Below are 19,349 nucleotides of genomic sequence, written 5' to 3' on the forward strand. Positions count from 1 at the left end.
CACGGTGGACGGTTAGGGTTCAGGTCGTGAGCACCGCCCTGTACCGCCGCTACCGCCCGGAGACCTTCGCCGACGTCATCGGGCAGGAGCACGTCACCGAGCCGCTCATGCAGGCGCTGCGCACCGGCCGGGTCAACCACGCCTACCTGTTCTCCGGCCCGCGCGGCTGCGGCAAGACCACCAGCGCGCGCATCCTCGCCCGGTGCCTCAACTGCGAGCAGGGGCCCACCCCGGAGCCCTGCGGCACCTGCGACTCGTGCGTGGCCCTGGCCCGCGGGGGCTCCGGCAGCGTCGACGTCATCGAGATCGACGCCGCGAGCCACGGCGGTGTCGACGACGCCCGCGACCTGCGTGAGCGGGCGTCCTACGGCCCGGCCCAGAGCCGCTACAAGATCTACATCATCGACGAGGCGCACATGGTGACGCCACAGGGCTTCAACGCCCTCCTCAAGATCGTCGAGGAGCCCCCGGAGCACGTGAAGTTCGTCTTCGCGACCACCGAGCCCGAGAAGGTCATCGGCACCATCCGCTCACGGACGCACCACTACCCCTTCCGCCTCGTCCCGCCCGCGCGCCTGCAGGACTACATGGACACCCTCTGCGCCTCCGAGGGCGTGACCGTCGCGCCGGGAGTGCTCTCGTTCGTCGTCCGCGCGGGCGGTGGGTCCGTCCGCGACTCGCTCTCCGTCCTCGACCAGCTCATCGCAGGGTCGGGCGACGACGGCCTGACCTACGAGAGCGCCGCGGCCCTGCTCGGCTTCACCGACGGGGAGCTGCTCGACGCCATCGTCGACGCGTTCGCCGCGGGTGACGCGGCCGGGGTGTTCACGCAGATCGACAGGGTCATCGAGACCGGCCTGGACCCTCGCCGCTTCGTCGAGGACCTCCTCGAGCGGCTGCGCGACCTCATCGTCGTCGCGGCGGTGCCCGACGGCGCCGCGTCCGTCCTGCGCAGCCACCCGGAGGACCAGATCGAGCGGATGCGCCAGCAGGCCGCGGCCTTCGGGCCCGGTTCGCTGTCCCGCGCCGCCGACCTCGTCAATGCCGGCCTGACCGAGATGACCGGAGCCACCGCGCCGCGCCTGCAGCTCGAGCTGATCTGCGCCCGCGTCCTGCTCCCCGCCGCCTCCGGCGAGAGTGGGTATGCCGCGCGCCTCGACCGCATCGAGCGTCGCCTCGAGGTCGGTGGCGTGCCGACGGCCGCGCGGTCCGGTGGTGCGGGGGGCCAGCCGGTCCCTGCCGTGCCCGCTCCGGCACCTGCCGTGCCCGCTCCGGCACCTGCCGTGCCCGCTCCGGCCCCTGCCGTGCCCGCTGCGGCCCCTGCCGTGCCCGCTGCGGCCCCTGCCGCCGCGACGCCCACGCAGGCCGAAGCGCTCACGCCGGCCGAAGCGCTCACGCCGGCCGAGGCGCCAACGCCCGTCCCGGCCCCCACGTCGGAGCCGACCGCCCCAGCCGGCCCCGAGGAGCCGGCGGCTGCACCGGCCACGGGTTCCCCGGGCGCCCCGTCGTCGCCTGACGCACCGTCCTCGCCCTCGGCCGTCCCGGAACCCGCGGCTGCACCGGCGCCGGCCGCAGCCCGGGGGCCCGCCGCCACACCCGCCGCCGGAGGCGCCGGCGCCATCGACACCGCGGCCATCCGCCGGGCGTGGCCCGACGTGCTCGGCTGGCTCTCGCGGAACAAGCGGGTGACCTGGACCCTCGTCTCCGACCACGCCCACGTCCTCGGCTACGACGGCCGCCGACTCGAGATCGGCATCGCTCCGACTCCGCTGCTCATGCGGTTCCGCCAGGGTCCCCACGCCGAGCTGATCCGGCAGGCCCTGATCGATGTGCTCGGCGTCGACGCTCGCGTCGAGGGGGTGCCCAACCCCGAGGGGGGCGCATCCGCGCCCTCCGGCGGCCCGGCCCCGGCGCAGGCGCCCGCCGCCGCGACCGTCGCACGACCACCGGAGCATGAGGCTGCGCCACCGCCGGCGGCGTCCCAGCGTGGTTCCGGTGGTGGTGCGGCTCCGGCGCCGGAGGCGGGCGACGGGGGATGGGCCAGCGCGCCCGCCTCGCCCGAGAGCGCGCCGTCCTGGGCGAGTGAGCCGCCGCCCGGCCAGGGCGAGGTCGCGCCCGCCCACGCGGGGCCCGGGGGGGCCGACGCGGAGGCACCCACCTCGCAGCTGTCGCGCCTCGAGCGGGCGCGCAAGGCCGTCGAGGCCGAGGGCCCGCAGGCGGGAGTGCAGGCGCGGGTGGCCGACGACAGCGCGGCCAGCGCCGACGACGAGGACATCGAGGGCCTCGGCGAGGTCGGCCGGCCCGTGATCGAGCGCATCCTCGGCGGCCGGGTCATCGACGAGACGCAGGCCTGAGCCCTGCCGGCAGGGCCGGCCAGGGGTCCAGCCGCAGTGGAGGTCGCGGTCAGTGTGCGGGCCCGACCCGGAGCTCGGCCTCGGCGAGTCGCCCGCCGTCCGGCTCGCACGCCATGGTGTACGTGCCTGCCGCCAGCTCCAGACGTGACGGATCCGGCTCACCGCCGCGGGCCGTGAGGACCACCTCACCGCGGGGGTCGCTGACGGTCACGCGTCCCTGCCCGACCACGGCCATCGAGTGGCCGCCAGCCGGCACCGACGCGCGACTCAGGGAACACCCGTCGAGGGTGAGCTCGAGGGGGCGGGTGTCCGGTGCGGCCTGCCGGTCACCCGCGCAGCCGCCCAGCGCAACCACCGCGGCCAGGAGGCCGGCGCCCGCGCCGAGCGAGACGCCGCGCCGGGGGAGGTGCAGGAGGGTCACAGCCCACCAGTCAACAGGGCGGCGCCTCGGATGCAAAGGACCAGTCCCGTGGCGCGCCCTGGGGAGCACACGGCATACGGCCCGTGCGCCCGGCGCACCCCGGGCCCACGGAGGGCTTAGGCTCGGGGTGTGTACGAGGGCGTGGTCCAGGACCTGATCGACGAGCTCGGCCGGCTGCCCGGCGTCGGGCCCAAGAGCGCCCAGCGCATCGCCTTCCACCTGCTGCAGGCCGACCCTGCCGACGTGCGCAGACTCGTCTCGGCTCTCGTCGAGGTCAAGGAGAAGGTCCGGTTCTGCGCCACCTGCGGCAACGTGGCCGAGGGTGAGCAGTGCCGCATCTGTGCAGACCCGCGCCGCGACGGCACCTCGATCTGCGTGGTCGAGGAGCCGAAGGACGTCGTCGCGATCGAGCGGACCCGTGAGTTCCGGGGTCGCTACCACGTGCTCGGTGGAGCCATCAGCCCCATCGAGGGCGTCGGGCCGGACGACCTGCGGATCAAGGAGCTCATGACGCGGCTGGCCTCGGGCGAGGTCACCGAGATCATCATCGCCACCGACCCCAACCTCGAGGGCGAGGCGACGGCCAGCTACCTCGCGCGCTTCCTGCGGCCGATGGGCCTGAAGGTCACCCGGCTCGCCTCCGGCCTGCCGGTCGGCGGCGACCTCGAGTACGCCGACGAGGTGACGCTGGGGCGCGCGTTCGAAGGGAGACGACTTCTTGATGTCTGACGAGCTGACGGTGCTGGCAGAGGAATCGGCCCAGGAGGCGCAGGCGTTCCTCGACACCATGACCGAGGTGGCCTCCGGCGCGGCGCCCGACGCCGCCCTGCCGATGTCCCTGCTCGCCCTGTCGCAGGTGCTGCTGATGGGGGCGCGCCTCGGGGCGATCCAGGACGTCGTCCCCGCGGAGCGGTACGAGGCCGACCCCGGCCCGGACGCCGACGTCGACCCACTCCTGCAGGGCATCGCCAACCTGTTCGAGGGCCTCGACGACTACGCCCACGTCGTGGACCCCCTCGTCGACGTCGAGGTCGTCCGCGGCTCGCTGTCCAACGACCTCGCCGAGATCGCCGCCGCCCTCTCGCACGGGCTGCGGCACCACCGGGCAGGGCGGCGCACCGAGGCGCTGTGGTGGTGGCAGTTCAGCTACGTCCAGTCCTGGGGCGATGCCGGGGCCAGGGCCCTGCGGGTCCTGTTGTCGCTGCTGGGCCACGTGCGGCTCGACGCCGACGAGGAGACCGTCGCCGAGGCCGAGTTCGACGCCCTCCATCCCTGACGGTGGCCTGAGCCGGCGGTGGCTCACGCGATGCGGGCCCGTTGGGCAGCCGGCGGATCGGGGTGTGCAGCCGGCGGATCGGGGTGTGCAGCCGCCGGTGTGCCACCGCCGTGGCGCCGGCCCCGCCCAGCAGCAGGAAGGCCAGGCCGAAGGGCCACACCGCCTGGTCCCGGGCCGCCTCCGCCACGGGGTCCGGCGGGGTCCGGCGGGGGAGCGTCGGCAACCAGGTCCACCCAGCACTCCTGGCGCACCGTGCTCGTCGGGCCGAGCCGCGCGGCCCGGGCCCCTTGGCTGATCCAGCGCATCGGGGTGAAGCCGGAGTCCGTCTGCCCGCGGCGAGGCGCCTCCGAGGGGGCGGCGTCAGCGACGACCACGAACGGGTTGAGCGGGAACATCCACCAGGTGCGCTCCGTGTGCACCACCGTCTCCTCGCGGATGAACGTCGGGCAGTCGGCCCGCCTGAGCGCGTCCCAGGTCCCGAAGCCGTCGGGCATCCAGCCGATCCGGGCGCGCACCAGCCCGGGCTGCGTGACCGGGTCGTGCCCGTCGATCCGGATGGTGCCGCGGTCGGGGACGAGGAGGCTCGCCGGCATCAGCAGGAGGTTCGTCTTGCCGGAACCGTTGGGCCCGACGAGCGCGGTCACCTCGCCGGGGCGGGCCGTCAGGCTGATGTCATCGACCGTGAGGACGCTGCCGAACGCCCTGCGCCCCCGGTTCGAGGTATACACGCCGGCGTCGCCCGGCGTGTATACCTCGAACCGGGGGCTGTCCGGCATGCGGCAGGGGGCTCGGGCTCGTCCGGGCCATCGATAGACTGGCCGCTCCGCCCCCGCCCTCCCGACCACGGAGCAGACAGTTGAGCCTTGTCGTCCAGAAGTACGGCGGTTCGTCCCTGGCCGACGCCGAGAGCATCAAGCGCGTCGCCCGGCGGATCGTGGAGACCCGCAAGAACGGCAACGACGTGTGCGTCGTCGTCTCGGCCATGGGCGACACGACCGACGAGCTGCTCGACCTCGCCGAGGAGGTCAGCCCGCTGCCCCCGGCCCGCGAGATGGACATGCTCCTCACAGCGGGCGAGCGGATCTCGATGGCGCTCGTGGCGATGGCGATCGCCAACCTCGGCCACACCGCCCGGTCGTTCACCGGCTCGCAGGCCGGCGTGATCACCGACTCCATGCACGGCAAGGCCCGCATCATCGACGTCACGCCGGGCCGCATCACCACCGCGCTCGGCGAGGGCCACATCGTCATCGTCGCCGGCTTCCAGGGGGTGAGCCAGGACAGCAAGGAGATCACCACCCTCGGCCGTGGTGGTTCCGACACGACGGCTGTCGCGCTTGCCGCCGCCCTGGGCGCCGACGTCTGCGAGATCTACACCGACGTCGACGGTGTCTTCACCGCAGACCCCCGGATCGTGCCGTCGGCGCGCATGGTCGAACGCGTCACCAACGAGGAGATGCTGGAGCTGGCCGCCTCCGGCGCCAAGATCCTGCACCTGCGCTGTGTGGAGTACGCCCGCCGCTTCGACATCCCGATCCACGTCCGGTCCTCGTTCTCCCAGCGCGAGGGCACCTGGATCACCCCCATCACAGAAGGAGACGACGTGGAAGCCCCGATCATCGCCGGCGTGGCCCACGACCGCAGCGAGGCCAAGATCACCGTGGTCGGCGTCCCCGACCACCCCGGCAAGGCGGCCGAGATCTTCCAGGCGTGCTCGGACGCGGCGATCAACATAGACATGATCGTCCAGAACGTCTCGGCGCTGGAGACCGGGCTGACCGACATCTCCTTCACCCTGCCGAAGACCGACGGCCAGACCGGCGTGCAGGCGCTGAAGAAGATCCAGGAACACGTCGGCTTCGCCTCCCTGCAGTACGACGACCAGATCGGCAAGCTCTCCCTCGTCGGCGCGGGGATGCGGTCGCACCCCGGCGTGTCCGCGACCCTGTTCAAGGCGCTCGCCGACGCGGGCGTGAACATCGAGATGATCTCCACCTCGGAGATCCGCATCTCCGTCGTCACCCGCGTCGACGTGCTCGACGAGGCCGTGCGCGCCGTGCACACCGCCTTCGGTCTCGACAGCGACGAGGGCGAGGCCGTCGTCTATGGAGGCACTGGGCGGTGATTCGTGAGGTTCCCCGCGAGGACCGGCCGACGCTGGCCCTCGTGGGTGCGAGCGGTGCCGTCGGGGCGGTGGTGCTGAGCATCCTGAGCCAGCGGGCGGACGTGTGGGGCGAGATCCGGCTGGTCGCGTCGCCGCGCACCGCGGGCCGCGAGCTGCTCGTCCGGGGCGAGGGCGTCGCCGTGCGCGAGCTCGACGCCGAGGTCTTCGACGGTGTCGACGTCGCGGTCTTCGACGTCCCTGACGGCGTCGCGCAGCAGTGGGCCCCCGTGGCTGCCGAACGCGGAGCCGTCGTGGTCGACAACAGTGCGGCCTTCCGGGGCCACCCCGAGGTGCCGCTGGTGGCTCCCCAGGTCAACCCGGCGCAGGTGCGCACACGCCCGCTGGGCATCGTCGCCAACCCCAGCGGTGCCACGCTGACGATGATCGACGCGCTCGGCGCGCTGCACCACGGCTGGCAGCTCACCGACCTCGTCGTCGCGACCTACCAGGCGGCCTCCGGTGCGGGGCAGGCCGGCGTCGCACAGCTGCACGACGAGCTCGAGGTCGTCGCTGGCCGCCGCGAGCTGGGACACCTGACCGGCGACGTGCGGATGGCGGTGCGTGACAAGCTGGGGGACGCGTCGCCGTTCCCCGCGCCCCTCGCGCTGAACGTCATCCCCTGGGTGGGCGCCGAGGCCGACGGCGGCTGGACCTCCGACGAGGAGGCGATCCGCGAGGAGGCCCGCCGCATCCTCGGGGCGCCCGCGCTCCCGGTGCGGGCCACCTGCGTCCAGGTCCCCGTCGCCACCGGGCACTCCGTGGCGGTGCACGCGACGTTTGACCGCCCCATCACCGTCGAGGAGGCGCGCCAGGCCCTGGTGGAGGCGCCGTCCGTCGTGGTGCTCGACGACCCCGACCTGCGAGAGTTCCCGACGCCCGTCGATGCCGCGGGGTCCGACCCCGCGTTCGTGGGGCGCGTCCGCCAGGCACCGGGGTCGCCACACACGCTGGAGCTCTTCGTGTGCGCCGACAACCTGCGACAGGGCTGCGCGCTCAACGCCGTGCGGATTGCCGAGCTTCTCACCGAGCAGCTCCCCGAGGCGGGGTAGACCATAGGGCCCTTCGCCCCTGCCCGGCAGTGGCCCGACAGGGAACGCTGGCGGGGCAGGGTGAGGGCCGGAGGGGCCTCCCGGGCGCGCCCGGGCGGCCCCGCCAACGGTCGGAGCAGCGCCGCTCCGCGACCGTCACGCCAGAGCCACAGCTTCATGACGACATGGTCACGACGGCGGTGTGTCGAATGTGACTCGTGTGACCAGAGTTGACAATGAGACATCACCACAACGCGCAGCAGGGGGTAACCGATGACCGAGCAGGACCGGTCCGACAGCGTCGACGTCGAGCTGGACCACGGCGACGTCCCGGCAGCCCAGCCCGTGCAGGATCGCCTGCGCAAGAACCGGATGCGCAAGATCCTCGTGTTCGTCACCCTTCCCGGGATCATGCTCGGCACCGCCACGATCTCGACCGCGTACTCGCAGGGCTGGCTGACCCCCGCCCCGCCGAAGCCGGCCTGCCAGCCCGAGGTCGTCCCCGCTCCCGCGCGGAACTCCTTCGTCGTGAACGTCCTCAACGCCACCGGCAAGGAGGGCATGGCCGCGGCCGTGGCCAAGGGCCTCTCGCAGCGCAAGTTCAGCATCGGCGGCATCTCGAACGCCCCGGAGACGTGGTACGTCACCCAGCCCGCCGTCATCCACCACGGTCCCGCCAGCCTCGACCGCGCCCTGCTGGTGCAGCAGCAGATCCCGGGCGCCGAGCTGTTCGAGGACGAGGGTCGCTCGGGCAAGAGCGTGGACGTCGTCGTCGGCCTGGGCTACACCGCCATGGTGCCGCTGCCCCCGCGCTTCGACCCGCTGCCCTCCGAGATCACGATGAACGTCTACAACACGACGTTCCGGACCGGCCTCGCGAGCACCGTGGCCAAGGAGCTCAAGGCCCGCGGCTTCAAGATCAAGGACGTCAGCAACGACCCCCTGAAGACCCTGCAGATGGGCACCGCGCTCATCCGCTACGGCGAGGAGGGTGACCTCGCCGCGAAGATCGTCGCGCAGCACCTGCCCGGCGCGACGCTGCGCAAGGACCAGCGCGCCGGGACCAGCGTCGACGTGGTGATCGGCAATGCCTACACCGCGCTCGTGCCCCAGGCCGAGGTGCCCGCCCCGGCCCCCCGCCCCAAGCAGGAAAAGCCCACGGTCGCCCGCCCCTGCGAGTAGGCCGCAGGCGCGGAGGAGCGCGGAGGAGCGCGGACACCCGGGCACTCTCGCGTGCCCGAGCCGTTGGCCGGCGCGCGGCCGGGCACACGGCATACCCCCAGCATTTGGTGCTGGCGGCGACCGCGGGCACGATGGGGACCCATGACTGGCCGGCCGCGTGCTTCCGTCGCTGTGGGCGGCCTCGTGCTGGCAGCCTCGCTCACCGCCGGGTGCAGCCAGGGGCCGGGGGCGGCGAGCCCCCGGAGCGCCGGGCCGTCCACCGCGTCCACGACCTCGGCACCGTCCACGACGTCCACCGCGGCGACCAGCATGCCGCCGGCAGCGACCTCGACGACCAGGGCCACCACGAAGCCGACGACCCCGCGAGCCACGACCTCGACGAGGCCGCCACGCCCGGCCGAGCCCGCATCCCTGGGACCGGTGCCCCGGGCGGGGGCCGAGCCGACGGTGCGCTTCCCGCAGAACCAGACCGCGGTGGGGCGGGGCGCCAATGCGGCCATCACGACGATCCCGGACCCGGTGTGGAGCCGGATGGTCGGGTACTCGTGGACCGAGGGCTGCCCGGTGGGCCGCTCCGGGCTGCGGTACGTGACCGTGAACTTCTGGGGCTTCGACGGCAAGCGGTCCCGCGGGGCGCTGGTGGTCAACCGGTCCGTCGCCGGGTCGGCCGCAGCCGCCTTCACCCGGCTGTACGACCTGCGGTTCCGGATCCGGCAGATGCGTCCGATGGACTCCTCGTGGGGGCGCAATCCCAAGGGCCCGGGAGCCGACGACTACGCCTCCATGGACGCCGACAACACCTCCGCCTTCAACTGCCGCTACGTCGGCGGCGAGGAGGAGAAGAAGGTCTACTCGCGGCACGCCTACGGCATGGCCATCGACGTGAACCCGTTCGAGAACCCCTACCTCGCCGCCGACGGGTCCGTCTACCCCGACAACCACTGGGCGCGCCGCCGCGGCCCGGCGCCCGGGGTCTTCAGCTCGAGCTCGAGCGCCGCCGTGCGGGCCTTCACCAGCCAGGGCATGCGATGGGGCGGGCTGTGGGCCAACCCCGACTACCAGCACTTCGACGCCTCATGAGCAGCCGCGGGTATGCCGTGCGGGTGGCTGCCGTGGCCGGGATCGGTTCCGTCGTGGCGCTGGCCGGGTGCGGAGGCGGCGAACCGAGCGGGTCGGCTCGCACCGTGCCGGCGACCAGCCCGACGAGTGCCTCGGCCACGGTGACGACCCCCAGCGCGACCAGGACGACGACGGCGCGGCCGTCGACCACGACCGTGCGGTCGACCCCGCCGCCCAAGCCCTCCCGGGCGTCGCCCACCGCGCCCGGCACGCGGAGGACCACCCGAGCGCCCGCCCCTGCCCAGTCTGCCCCCGCGGCCCGGTGCCGGGTGCCGTCGGGCGTCACGGCGCCGCAGGTCGTCCTGGTCGACTCCTCCGGGGCCGGTGCAACGGTCCGGGCCTGCCGTCGCAGCGGCAGCGGCTACACGACCGAGCTCGGCCCCTACTACGGTCACGTCGGGCGCAACGGTGTGAGCGCCAGCAAGCGGGAGGGCGACCTGCGCACCCCCGCGGGGGTGTTCCCCTTGCGCGAGGGCTTCGGCGCCTACCCGAACCCCGGACTGCGGGTGGGTTCGTGGCGTCAGGTGGACGCCCAGGACGTCTGGGTCGACGACCCGGCTTCCTCGCTCTACAACACGCACCAGCGCACGCCGGCCAACGGTCGCTGGTCCAGCGCCGAGAAGCTGCTCAACCAGCCCGCCTACAACTACGCGCAGGTCATCGGCTACAACGAGGCGCGAACGCCGGGCAAGGGGTCGGCAATCTTCCTCCACGTCGACAAGGGCGCCGGCACCGCGGGCTGTGTCTCCCTGCCGACCGGGCCGTTGCTCGCGGTCCTGCGCTGGGAGCGGGCCGGCGCCGTCATCGCGATCCGCTGAGCCGCTGCGCGGGGCTGGACACCTCTGGCCGGAGCCGGACGGAGGCGGCAGAGTAGCCCCATGACTGTGCGGACTGTCGCCATGCTCACGGCGGGCGGGCTCGCCCCCTGCCTCTCCTCGGCCGTCGGCGGCCTCATCGAGCGCTACACCGAGGTGGCGCCCGACGTGCGCCTGATCGCCTACAAGAGCGGGTATGCCGGGCTGCTCACCGGGGACTCGGTGGAGGTCACCGACGCGGTGCGGTCGCGTGCGCACCTGCTGCACCGGTTCGGCGGCAGCCCCATCGGCAACAGCCGGGTGAAGCTGACCAACGTCAAGGACTGCGTGCGGCGCGGGCTGGTGCAGGAGGGGCAGGACCCACTCCACGTCGCCGCGGAGCAGCTCGAGCGTGACGGAGTCGACGTCCTGCACACCATCGGCGGGGACGACACCAACGGCACCGCGGCCGACCTCGCGGCATACCTGCACGAGCACGGCTACGAGCTGACCGTGGTCGGCCTGCCCAAGACGATCGACAACGACATCGTGCCCATCCGGCAGTCCCTCGGTGCCTGGACGGCGGCCGAGCAGGGGGCTCTGTACGCACGCAACATCGTCGCCGAGCACTCGTCCAACCCGCGGATGCTCGTGGTCCACGAGGTGATGGGGCGCAACTGCGGCTGGCTCGCGGCCGCCACCGCGAAGGCCTACCACGAGTGGGTGCGCGGGCAGGAGTTCGCCGACTGGCTGGAGAACGACGCCCGCCGCTGGGACGTCCACGCGGTCTACGTCCCCGAGCGGCCGTTCGACATCGCCACCGAGGCGGAGCGGCTGCGCTCGGCGATGGACGAGTTCGACGGGGTCAACCTTTTCCTGTCCGAGGGCGCCGGAGTCCAGGAGGTCGTCGCGGCGATGGAGGCAGCGGGCGAGGAGGTCACCCGCGACCCGTTCGGCCACGTCCAGATCGACAAGATCAACCCCGGCGCGTGGTTCGCCAAGCAGTTCGCGGAGCTGCTCGGCGCCGACAAGGTGCTGGTGCAGAAGAGCGGCTACTTCTCCCGGTCCGCTGCCCCGAACGACCAGGACCTCGCTCTCATCAGGAGGTGCACCGACTACGCCGTCGACGCCGCGCTGCGGGGTGAGAGCGGCGTGGTGGGGGAGGACGAGGAGCGCGAGGACGAGCTGCGTGCGATCGAGTTCGACAGGATCAAGGGCGGCAAGACCTTCGACACCTCGACCCCGTGGTTCGTCGACCTCCTGAAGGAGCTCGGGCAGCTGTAGCCGAGCGCAGGCGCGAGGAGACGGCGTCGACCTCTGCGCCGTCGTGCACCACCGCGGTCCGGCACACTGTCGGCCATGCTGCGCTTGCGGATCTCCTCACCCACGGCCCTCACGGACGAGGTGCTCGACCTGATGTCGGGGAACCCGGCGGTCAGCAGCCTGTCGGTCGCGCGCGGCGCCTCGCTGCGCCCGGAGGGCGACGTCGTCTCGGCCGACGTGGCCCGGGAGGCGGCCAACGCCGTGATCGACGGGCTGCGCGAGATGGGGGTGCACACCGAGGGGACCATCCACATCGAGCCGGTGCGGACGTGGCTCTCGCAGCAGGCGTACGACGCAGAGCGGCTGGCCCCCGGGAGCAGCGCCGACTCCGTCGTCTGGGCGGACGTCACCCAGCGGGCGTACGAGGAGTCCGAGCTCAACTGGACCTACATGTCGTTCATGAGCCTGGCGACCCTGATCGCCGCCATCGCCATCGTGCTGGACTCGCAGATCCTCGTCATCGGCGCCATGGTCCTCGGTCCGGAGTTCGGCGCCATCGCAGCGCTGGGCATCGCGCTCGTGCGGCGACGCTACTCCCTGCTGGCGCTCGCGGGCCGGACCCTCACCCTCGGCTTCCTCACCTCGATCGCCGTGACCACCGTCCTGGCCCTCATCGGCCGGGCGCTGGGCTGGGTCACCCTGGAGGACGTGGTGGGTCCCCGCCCGGACACGGCGTTCATCTACACACCGGACAGGTGGTCCTTCATCGTCGCGGTGATCGCCGCCGCTGCCGGCGTCCTCTCGCTCACGTCGGCGCGAGTCGGCGGTCTGTCCGGGGTGTTCATCTCCGTCACCACGGTGCCGGCCGCGGGCAACGTCGCGCTCGGGCTGGCCTTCGGTGCGGGCCATGAGATCTGGGGGAGCTCGCTGCAGCTGGCCGTGAACCTGGCGGGGATGGCGGTCGCGGGATGGCTGACGTTGGCGCTGCAGCAGTCCGTGTGGTCCCGGGTCGCGGTGCCACGCAGCCGTCTCGAGGTCCGGCGGCCTCGCGAGTAGCCGCGTCGCACGTCGCCCAGGGGATGCGCGGCCAGGACACCCGATGGCGTGCCTTACCCTGTCTGGGTCGCGACGAGGCTGACGCCGCGTCGCGCGTCGGGGGGTGCAGGTTGACCGACGAGCGGGAGAGCACAGATGAGCCCGGTGGCGACGCTGGAGGCCGAGACGGCTGTGGCCGTTCACGTGCTGGGCATCGACCCCGACCTGCGCGTGCTCCTCGACCAGGGCTCCTCCGGGCCGGGAAGCGGGTGGTCCCTTCCGGCAGGGGTGCTGGCCACAGGCCAGAGCCCGAACCGCCTGGCCCAGCTGCTGGTGCGGCGAGCCGGTGCTGTGCCGCGCAAGCTGCAGGTCGTGGACGTCGAGAGCGAGTTCGTCGGTGGCGTGCAGCGCTTCGACCTCGTCTACGAGTGCCGTGCCGAACGGATGTGGCGCGAGCCGGTGACTGGCGGCCCGCTCTGGTGGTCGCTCAACGAGATCGCCTCCCTCTCGCTGACGCCGCGCACCCGCAAGGCGATCATCGGCCGGTGGACCAGCATCTGGCCCAACACCTGAGTCACCCGGCCACCGGCGTCCCTGGCGCGACGGTCAGTGGGCGCCGAAATCGATGACGGAGAACCACTGGGTGCCACCGGGGTAGAGCAGGCCGACCCCGGCGTGGGTGAAGCTGCAGTCCTCGATCAGGGCACGGTGGGGCGGGCTGTTCATCCACCAGTCGACGTTGGCCTGGACCGAGTTGCCGGGCGGCCCCAGGGCGAAGTACATGATCTCCCCGGTCCGCGACGCCGGTGCGTAGCCCGCTTCGGCGATGCGCTGCTGCGGCGTGCTGCCATCCGAGCCCTTGTGGTTCGGATCGGTCCGGACGGCCGGGTTGTCGCGCATGTCGACGGCGTGTCGCTCGGCCGCCGCACGGAGCTGGTCGTTGCCGCTGACGGCCTGACACCCGACAGCAGCGCGCTTGGCGTTGATCTGGGCCAGCAGGTCCTGGGCGGGCACGCTGGCCGTCCCGGGCCCACACGTGTTGGCGGTCGTCAGGATGGCGGCTGCGACGAGTGCAGTGGAGGTGGTGGTGGTACGCATCGGAATCCTCCCTCCCCAGCTTCAGGGTGGCACGGGAGGGCTGTGTCCGAGACGTTTCGGTTGGATCCGGTTGGGTCTCGATGCCGCCGTGGGGATGAGTCCCGTTGGCGCGCTCGCGACGGCCGGCCCTGGCGCGCCGGAGGCCGAACGGCGGCTGGATCAGAGGAAGGTCTGCCAGCCCCTCCCGATGACTCCGCGGTAGCTGAGACCAGCGCGGTTGTTCCCGCGGTAGAGCCGCAGGTCGCCCTTGGCGTCGACCGTGAGCAGGTCGGGTCCGCCGCCGTCGAAATCGGTCGAGAACGCGGCCCGGACAGCGCCCCAACCGCTGCCGATGCGCCGGCCCGCTGCCGCGAAGCCGCCCTGGCCGTTGCCGGCGTAGAGCCACAGGGTGCCGTCCTTCATGACGGCGACAAGGTCGTTGCGCCCGTCGCCGGTCTGGTCGCCCATGGTGAAGACCTGGGTGAAGGCGTTCCAGCCTCGACCGATCCGGACACCCGCGTAGAACGAGCCGGTCTGCCACTTGTGGCGGTAGAAGTAGAGATCGCCCGAGTCGGTGATGCCCATGACGTCGGGGTAGCCGTCCCCGGTGAAGTCGCCCGACGTGATGACCTTGTCGAACCTATCCCAGCCCGTGCCGCGCAGGTCCGCGTACTGGAAGCGGCCCGACCCACCCTCCGACCCGTACGCCATGAGACTTCCGTCGAACCGGACCGCCCAGGCGTCCGGCATGAGCCCGCCCTCACGCGGCCCCTGGCGGGTGAAGACGAGGCGGTTCATCTGCCAGCCGCCGCCGATGTCCTTCCCCGCCGCGGCGAAGCCGCCGCGCCCGTTGCCGCGGTAGAAGATCATCCTGCCCGAGCCGTTGACGGCCAGGATGTCGTTGCGACCGTCCAAATCGAAGTCGCCCGGGGAGAGGATCCGCGTGCCGAACCGGCGCGGGAGGCCCTTGAGGCTGCGGCCCGGACCGGTTCCGAGGGCGTTTCGGGCACGGACTGTGAAGGTGTAGGTGGTGCCGTTGGCCAGCCCGGAGACAGAGGTCCTGCCCGCGCTGCCGTTCGTCGTCACGACCTTTCCGGAGGGCGACACGGTCACGGTGTAACCCGTGATGGGTGTGCCGCCGTCGTCGGGGGCGTCCCAGGTCACCGTGGCGGATCCGGGCGCCGGAACGACCGACATCCACGCAGGAGCTGCGGGGACGGTGGCGATCCTGACCGCATGGCTGCTGAGGTCCAGCGCGTGCGCGTCCACGCCATCGCTGCGGACGACTCGGCCGTCCGGGTGGTACACGGCGCGGCGCCCTGCCGGGTCGGCGACCGCAACCCACGAGAGCGTGTAGTCGCCCCTGGCGTTGTTGGGTGCTGGGGCTGCGGTGCCGGTCAGCGTTCCGCTCAGCGGAGCACCCGCGCGGGTGAGGGTGAAGGAGTTGCCCCCGTAGTCCTGGAACTGTGCCGTGACTGATCCCAGACTGCCTGCTGCGTCGGTGGCCGAGTAGGCGAGTGACACCGCTGCGCCCGACCGGACGGGTGACGTGGGCTTCCCGAGACCGGTCAGGGTGGGCGGGTCGAAGTCGGCGGTGGACCCGGACACGGTGAAGGACAGGGCGTCGAAGTCGAACGTGTGCGACGTGGTCGGGGTGCTCCCCGTGACCTGCCCGCCGGCCGAGTAGTACGCCGCGTTGCCGAACTGGTCGGTGACGCGGACGCCGGTCACGTCGTAGGTGCCGTTCGCGAACGACGGGGCGATCACGCGCGTCGCGTCGCCGGACTGGGGCAACCCGGCGGCATCGGCGATGACCTGGACCGAGAAGCCCTTCGCCGCGTTCCGGTAGCTGACCACGACCGCCTGGAGCTGGCTTGCGTCCTGCGTCGCGTAGCGGAGAACCGCCGACTCGCCCACCGTCAGCGTCGGGTCGGCGAGGGACAGGGCGGTGAGCGACGGAGCGGCGGTGTCCCGGGTGGAGCCGGTCAGCGTCACGTCACCGTCAGCGAACGGCAGGCTGTGGGTTGACGGCCCGACCGCGCCGGCGCTGTAGGTGATCGAGCCGCTTCGCCCGGCGTACGACGCGTTGCCGCTGGGGTCCGTGAGCTTGACCGACACCAGCGCGTAGACCGCGTTGGCGGCGCCCTGGGGAATGACCAGGCTGACGGACCCCGAGGTGGGGACCGACCCCGGCGCGGACCTGGCCGTGTACGTCAATGGCCAGAACCTGAACGAGACGACGACCTCGGCCAGCGTCCCCGACTCCTCGGAGGTCTCGTAGCTGACGGTGACCACCTGGTCCGGGCCTACCGTGCGCGGTGTCACCGTGAGCCCCGTGAGGACCGGTGCGGTGGCGTCGGCTGCCTGTGCGGTCGGTGCCGCGGCGGCCAGCCCGGCGACCAGAAGGGCTCCCGCCGCGAGGGCAGCAAGGGCGCGGTGCATGAGTGAGCGTGACGTCACGTGGTCCCCCTGGATGGTGTGCGCCGCCCAGCGACCGCGGCCCTCGCGCACTATAGGACTTCGTCAACAGTCGAGGTGGCACCTTGGCCGCCATCGCCATCCGCTCGAACCACGCCGGGTGACGCGCGCCGGGTGACGCGCGCCGTGCGGCGTCATCTCTGCCCGTTGTCCGTTCCGCGCGTGGTCCGATGTGGGTTGTCGTTCCCGGTGTCCTGTTCGGACGTGCGCAGGGAAGTGCTCAGGACCTCGCCAGGCGACAGGTCTCTCCGGACGATGCGAGCGGAGACGGCTCCGAGCGTGGTGCGGTTGGTGCGGCAGAAGACCCGCAGTGCCGCGAACGCGGTGTCCATGTCCACTTGACCGTGCTCGGCCAGGACGCCCTTGGCCTGCTCGAGGACGATGCGGGTCGTCAAGGCGGCCTGCAGCTGCTCGGCAACATGCGATGAGCGGTCGACGGATCGCTGCTGAAGGATGCCGATCGTCGCGACGTCGGCCATGGCCTGGGCGATCTTCCGCTCGGGAAGGCTCAGCGGTGGACGGTCGTCGGCGTTGAAGAGGTTGAGACCACCGATGGTCTCGTCGCGCAGCCGCATCGGGAGGGCCTGGACGGAGCGGAAGCCAACCTGGAGGGCGGATGCGGCGAACTGGGGCCATCGCTGGGTCTCGGCTCGCAGGTCCGTGACGGACACGGGGCTTCCGGTTCGGACGCACTCGACGCATGGTCCCTGCTCGGTCTGCACCTGCAGCAGCTCGAGGAGGCGGGTTGCCTCGCTGGAGGATGCGACGAGACTGAGCGTGCCCAGGGGATCCGCGAGCATGAGCCCCGCCTGGCTCACGTCGAGGAGGTCCACGCACGAGCCCACGAGGTGGTCGAGCAGGTCCACCACGTCGTAGTCGTCAACGAGGGTGTCGGCGAGGGCGACGAAGCGCTGGGCAAGCAGGACGTACCGCTGGGTATCAGCCTGGCCGGCTCCGGAGCTGACTGAGGTCATTTCTTCCTCCTTGGAATGTCGGCGTCGGCGGCTGACGATGTCGGCTGCCAGGTCGTTGATCGGGATTCCCCCGGAGTACGCGAGGGCGCGCAGGCGCAGCAGTGCCTCGTCGATGGTGGTGTCCAGCTGGATCATGGCCATTCCTGCTGCCTGGTGGACGAGCATGCGATAGGTCGCGTCGGGCACGGTGCCGTCGAGTCCCCGGCGGTCATGGCCAGGATCAGCCAGGCGGCGGTGTCCACGACCGCGAGGGTGTGTGCCAGCTGCGTCGTGCTCAGCGGCCCGGGCGTCCGACGGTGCAGCTCGAGGGTGCCCAAGGAGATGGCGCCGATGCGGATGGGAAACGCGAAGAGTGCGGCCACGCCGGCCGCGGCGACCTCCCTGGCGGAGGTCGGCCACAGCTGGTGGGCCTCCGCGTCGAGACCAGGCATGAACAGGGCGCCCCGGAGCGCGCGACGTCGGACGACGGGCCCTCGCCGAGGGTGAACTGGAGGTCCTCGACGCGTGCGGAGAGCCCATTGGTGGCGTAGACCGTCTCCGGCGTCCCGTCGCTGGCCATGACGGCGAGTCCTGCGCGGTCCACGCCGCCGTCCCGGATGCATGAGAGGCAAAGCTCCTCGAGGCGAGTGCCAACGTCGCCGAACGTGTGTTGCGCCGGGCCCAGCCCGCCGTCTCTCGTCATTCGCTCACCATGGACCCGTCCCCGGCTCAGGACGGCCAGTGCGGGAAGGGCCGTGAAGTGCACCGTACTCCCGAATTCGCGCACCGGGCCGTTTGCATGGGCTGCCGCATGGGGGCAGAGTGGGGTCCACAGGCCGTCCATGCCCCAGACCTCGCCGTCGGCGACCTCGAGGTGAGCGCTGACGAGACTCAGGAGCATGGTCGAACGATGACGATCCCGGACCCGTGGATGCACCGTGCTGGCTGGGCTTCGGACGCCGTACACGTGGCCGATGCCCGACAGTTCGTCACACAGCACTTGACCGAGCACGAGCTGCCTCGCGAGGTGGACGTCCTCCGGCTCGTCGTCAGCGAGCTGGCGACCAACGCCGTCATGCATGCCGCGACGCCGTTCACGGTCTCACTGGGTCGTCTCGACGGAACGCTGACCCTGTCGGTGAGGGACCTCTCGTTCGACCACCCGCAAGGGCCCGCGCGCCCCAGGTCGACCACCCTGCGCGGTCGGGGACTGCACATTGTCGACGTGCTGAGCTCGGCCTGGGGTGTCACAGCAGAGCGCGACGGCAAGACGGTCTGGGCCGAGTTCAACCTGCCGGAGAGGCATCTGGCCTGAGCTCGGCCTCCAGGACACCGGCCGCCCGGGTCGTGAAGTCCCTGTCCGGCCAGGATCCGACGACCGGGCACATTCGACGGATCGCGCGTCACGGGGCGGGGGCGGCGCGTCCTTCAGGCCGGAACGCCGTACCAGGACGCGTCGGAGGGTGCCTGGTGCACGCACCTAGCGAAGGTGTCTGAGGAACCGTCGTTCGAGTCGCCCCGAGGAGGGATCCCGTTGCACCTCCTCGGTACCGACCCACCCTGATCTCTCGTAGACACGGATGGCGCGCTCGTTGTCGGCGATGACCCACAGCTCCAGCGTCCTGCGGCCGATCTGTCGCGCGTGGTCCTCCGCACTGAGGAGGAGGCGCGTCGCCACTCCGCCGCCCCACGCGTCCGGGTCAACGGCGAGGTAGAAGATCTCCACAGTCCGGGTGCGGGGGGCGAGCAGGACGAATCCCACGGGCCGGCCGTCGCGCCGAGCAAGGAGCAGCGTTGCTCCGTCGATGCTGAGGCGCCGCCGGATTCCAGGCATGGTCTCCCCGGCTGTTGCCGGCTCTGGTTCCAGGTCGCGGCGCGCCTTCGCGCGAGCCCAGATCGTCGCGGACTCCGTCGCCCCGGACTCCCCAGGGGCTGCGGTCACGTGCACCACGCCAACGGAACCGTTCACCCGGACATCGTCGCAGGCGTCTGCCCGGCTCAGGCGGTGAGGCCGGACGTGAGGCCGTCGGTGCCTGGCCATGGTGGCCGTGACCTGCGGTTGTGCAAGTGGTCGGGGTGACAGGATTTGAACCTGCGACCTCTTCGTCCCGAACGAAGCGCGCTACCAAGCTGCGCCACACCCCGTGGCAGTCGCCGCCCTGTCGGGCAGCGCCAAGGAAGGATAGCCCACCACCTCCACAGGCT

Annotated in this window: 19 protein-coding genes and 1 tRNA gene; 12 read left to right on the plus strand and 8 right to left on the minus strand. The window is 72.1% G+C overall.

Going from position 1 to position 19,349, the window contains the following annotated elements; all coding sequences use genetic code 11:
* Positions 1 to 26: 26 nt before the first annotated feature.
* Positions 27 to 2,354 (plus strand): DNA polymerase III subunit gamma and tau, encoded by a 2,328-nt coding sequence (locus VIB11_RS15155; protein ID WP_332032215.1) that lies wholly within the window; start codon positions 27 to 29, stop codon positions 2,352 to 2,354.
* 49 nt (positions 2,355 to 2,403) lie between these two features.
* On the opposite strand, the gene VIB11_RS15160 is transcribed toward VIB11_RS15155, so the two are convergent.
* Positions 2,404 to 2,775, minus strand: coding sequence for a hypothetical protein (locus VIB11_RS15160; RefSeq protein WP_332032217.1), 372 nt, complete (start codon positions 2,773 to 2,775; stop codon positions 2,404 to 2,406).
* A 129-nt stretch (positions 2,776 to 2,904) separates the two neighbouring features.
* Here VIB11_RS15160 and recR point away from each other — a divergent pair, with 129 nt between their 5' ends.
* A complete protein-coding gene (recR, locus tag VIB11_RS15165; protein ID WP_332032219.1) occupies positions 2,905 to 3,504 on the plus strand; it encodes a recombination mediator RecR in 600 nt (199 codons plus the stop codon).
* Positions 3,497 to 4,051, plus strand: a complete 555-nt coding sequence (locus tag VIB11_RS15170) for a DUF5063 domain-containing protein (protein WP_332032221.1) — start codon at positions 3,497 to 3,499, stop codon at positions 4,049 to 4,051. The genes recR and VIB11_RS15170 overlap by 8 nt, the downstream gene beginning before the upstream one ends.
* 23 nt (positions 4,052 to 4,074) lie before the next feature.
* Here VIB11_RS15170 and VIB11_RS15175 read toward each other — a convergent pair whose 3' ends face one another.
* On the minus strand, positions 4,075 to 4,827 hold the full coding sequence (locus VIB11_RS15175; protein WP_332032222.1) for an ATP-binding cassette domain-containing protein: 753 nt from the start codon (positions 4,825 to 4,827) through the stop codon (positions 4,075 to 4,077).
* A gap of 80 nt (positions 4,828 to 4,907) precedes the next feature.
* On the opposite strand from VIB11_RS15175, the gene VIB11_RS15180 reads away from it, so the two are divergent.
* From VIB11_RS15180 to VIB11_RS15215, 8 genes are all read left to right on the plus strand, one after another.
* Positions 4,908 to 6,176, plus strand: a complete 1,269-nt coding sequence (locus VIB11_RS15180; RefSeq protein ID WP_332032225.1) for an aspartate kinase — start codon at positions 4,908 to 4,910, stop codon at positions 6,174 to 6,176.
* Positions 6,173 to 7,264: an aspartate-semialdehyde dehydrogenase gene (locus VIB11_RS15185; protein ID WP_332032226.1), complete on the plus strand. Its 1,092-nt coding sequence runs from the start codon at positions 6,173 to 6,175 to the stop codon at positions 7,262 to 7,264. Before VIB11_RS15180 ends, VIB11_RS15185 begins: the two co-directional genes overlap by 4 nt.
* Before the next feature lie 252 nt (positions 7,265 to 7,516).
* Positions 7,517 to 8,425 (plus strand): LytR C-terminal domain-containing protein, encoded by a 909-nt coding sequence (locus VIB11_RS15190; protein WP_332032228.1) that lies wholly within the window; start codon positions 7,517 to 7,519, stop codon positions 8,423 to 8,425.
* 420 nt (positions 8,426 to 8,845) lie between these two features.
* Positions 8,846 to 9,505 carry a M15 family metallopeptidase gene (locus VIB11_RS15195; protein WP_332032230.1) on the plus strand — a complete coding sequence of 220 codons (660 nt, stop codon included), beginning with the start codon at positions 8,846 to 8,848 and terminating at the stop codon, positions 9,503 to 9,505.
* Positions 9,502 to 10,362: a hypothetical protein gene (locus tag VIB11_RS15200; protein WP_332032232.1), complete on the plus strand. Its 861-nt coding sequence runs from the start codon at positions 9,502 to 9,504 to the stop codon at positions 10,360 to 10,362. Before VIB11_RS15195 ends, VIB11_RS15200 begins: the two co-directional genes overlap by 4 nt.
* A 60-nt stretch (positions 10,363 to 10,422) precedes the next feature.
* Positions 10,423 to 11,622 (plus strand): pyrophosphate--fructose-6-phosphate 1-phosphotransferase, encoded by a 1,200-nt coding sequence (locus tag VIB11_RS15205; protein WP_332032233.1) that lies wholly within the window; start codon positions 10,423 to 10,425, stop codon positions 11,620 to 11,622.
* A 75-nt stretch (positions 11,623 to 11,697) separates the two neighbouring features.
* The gene (locus VIB11_RS15210; protein ID WP_332032234.1) at positions 11,698 to 12,657 is read left to right on the plus strand and encodes a DUF389 domain-containing protein; all 960 of its coding nucleotides are present in this window, start codon (positions 11,698 to 11,700) and stop codon (positions 12,655 to 12,657) included.
* 135 nt (positions 12,658 to 12,792) lie between these two features.
* The gene (locus tag VIB11_RS15215) at positions 12,793 to 13,209 is read left to right on the plus strand and encodes a hypothetical protein (protein WP_332032236.1); all 417 of its coding nucleotides are present in this window, start codon (positions 12,793 to 12,795) and stop codon (positions 13,207 to 13,209) included.
* 33 nt (positions 13,210 to 13,242) lie between these two features.
* Here the strand turns inward: VIB11_RS15215 and VIB11_RS15220 are convergent, their stop codons facing one another.
* The 4 genes from VIB11_RS15220 to VIB11_RS15235 all read right to left on the minus strand — a co-directional run bounded on the left by VIB11_RS15220 (position 13,243) and on the right by VIB11_RS15235 (position 17,596).
* Positions 13,243 to 13,734 (minus strand): CAP domain-containing protein, encoded by a 492-nt coding sequence (locus VIB11_RS15220; RefSeq protein ID WP_332032238.1) that lies wholly within the window; start codon positions 13,732 to 13,734, stop codon positions 13,243 to 13,245.
* A 159-nt stretch (positions 13,735 to 13,893) separates the two neighbouring features.
* Positions 13,894 to 16,173, minus strand: coding sequence for a fibronectin type III domain-containing protein (locus VIB11_RS15225; RefSeq protein ID WP_332032240.1), 2,280 nt, complete (start codon positions 16,171 to 16,173; stop codon positions 13,894 to 13,896).
* Positions 16,174 to 16,325: 152 nt separating this feature from the next.
* Positions 16,326 to 17,306, minus strand: a complete 981-nt coding sequence (locus VIB11_RS15230) for a GAF and ANTAR domain-containing protein (protein ID WP_332032242.1) — start codon at positions 17,304 to 17,306, stop codon at positions 16,326 to 16,328.
* Positions 17,297 to 17,596, minus strand: coding sequence for a hypothetical protein (locus VIB11_RS15235; protein ID WP_332032244.1), 300 nt, complete (start codon positions 17,594 to 17,596; stop codon positions 17,297 to 17,299). Before VIB11_RS15235 ends, VIB11_RS15230 begins: the two co-directional genes overlap by 10 nt.
* A 422-nt stretch (positions 17,597 to 18,018) precedes the next feature.
* Here VIB11_RS15235 and VIB11_RS15240 point away from each other — a divergent pair, with 422 nt between their 5' ends.
* Positions 18,019 to 18,459, plus strand: coding sequence for an ATP-binding protein (locus VIB11_RS15240; RefSeq protein ID WP_332032246.1), 441 nt, complete (start codon positions 18,019 to 18,021; stop codon positions 18,457 to 18,459).
* Positions 18,460 to 18,624: 165 nt separating this feature from the next.
* On the opposite strand, the gene VIB11_RS15245 is transcribed toward VIB11_RS15240, so the two are convergent.
* Both VIB11_RS15245 and VIB11_RS15250 read right to left on the minus strand, forming a co-directional pair.
* Positions 18,625 to 19,185 (minus strand): GNAT family N-acetyltransferase, encoded by a 561-nt coding sequence (locus tag VIB11_RS15245; protein WP_332032247.1) that lies wholly within the window; start codon positions 19,183 to 19,185, stop codon positions 18,625 to 18,627.
* A gap of 27 nt (positions 19,186 to 19,212) precedes the next feature.
* Positions 19,213 to 19,289: transfer RNA gene (locus VIB11_RS15250), tRNA-Pro, on the minus strand.
* Positions 19,290 to 19,349 lie beyond the last annotated feature (60 nt).

Source organism: Pedococcus sp., from assembly GCF_036554925.1.
GTDB lineage: Bacteria > Actinomycetota > Actinomycetes > Actinomycetales > Dermatophilaceae > Pedococcus_A.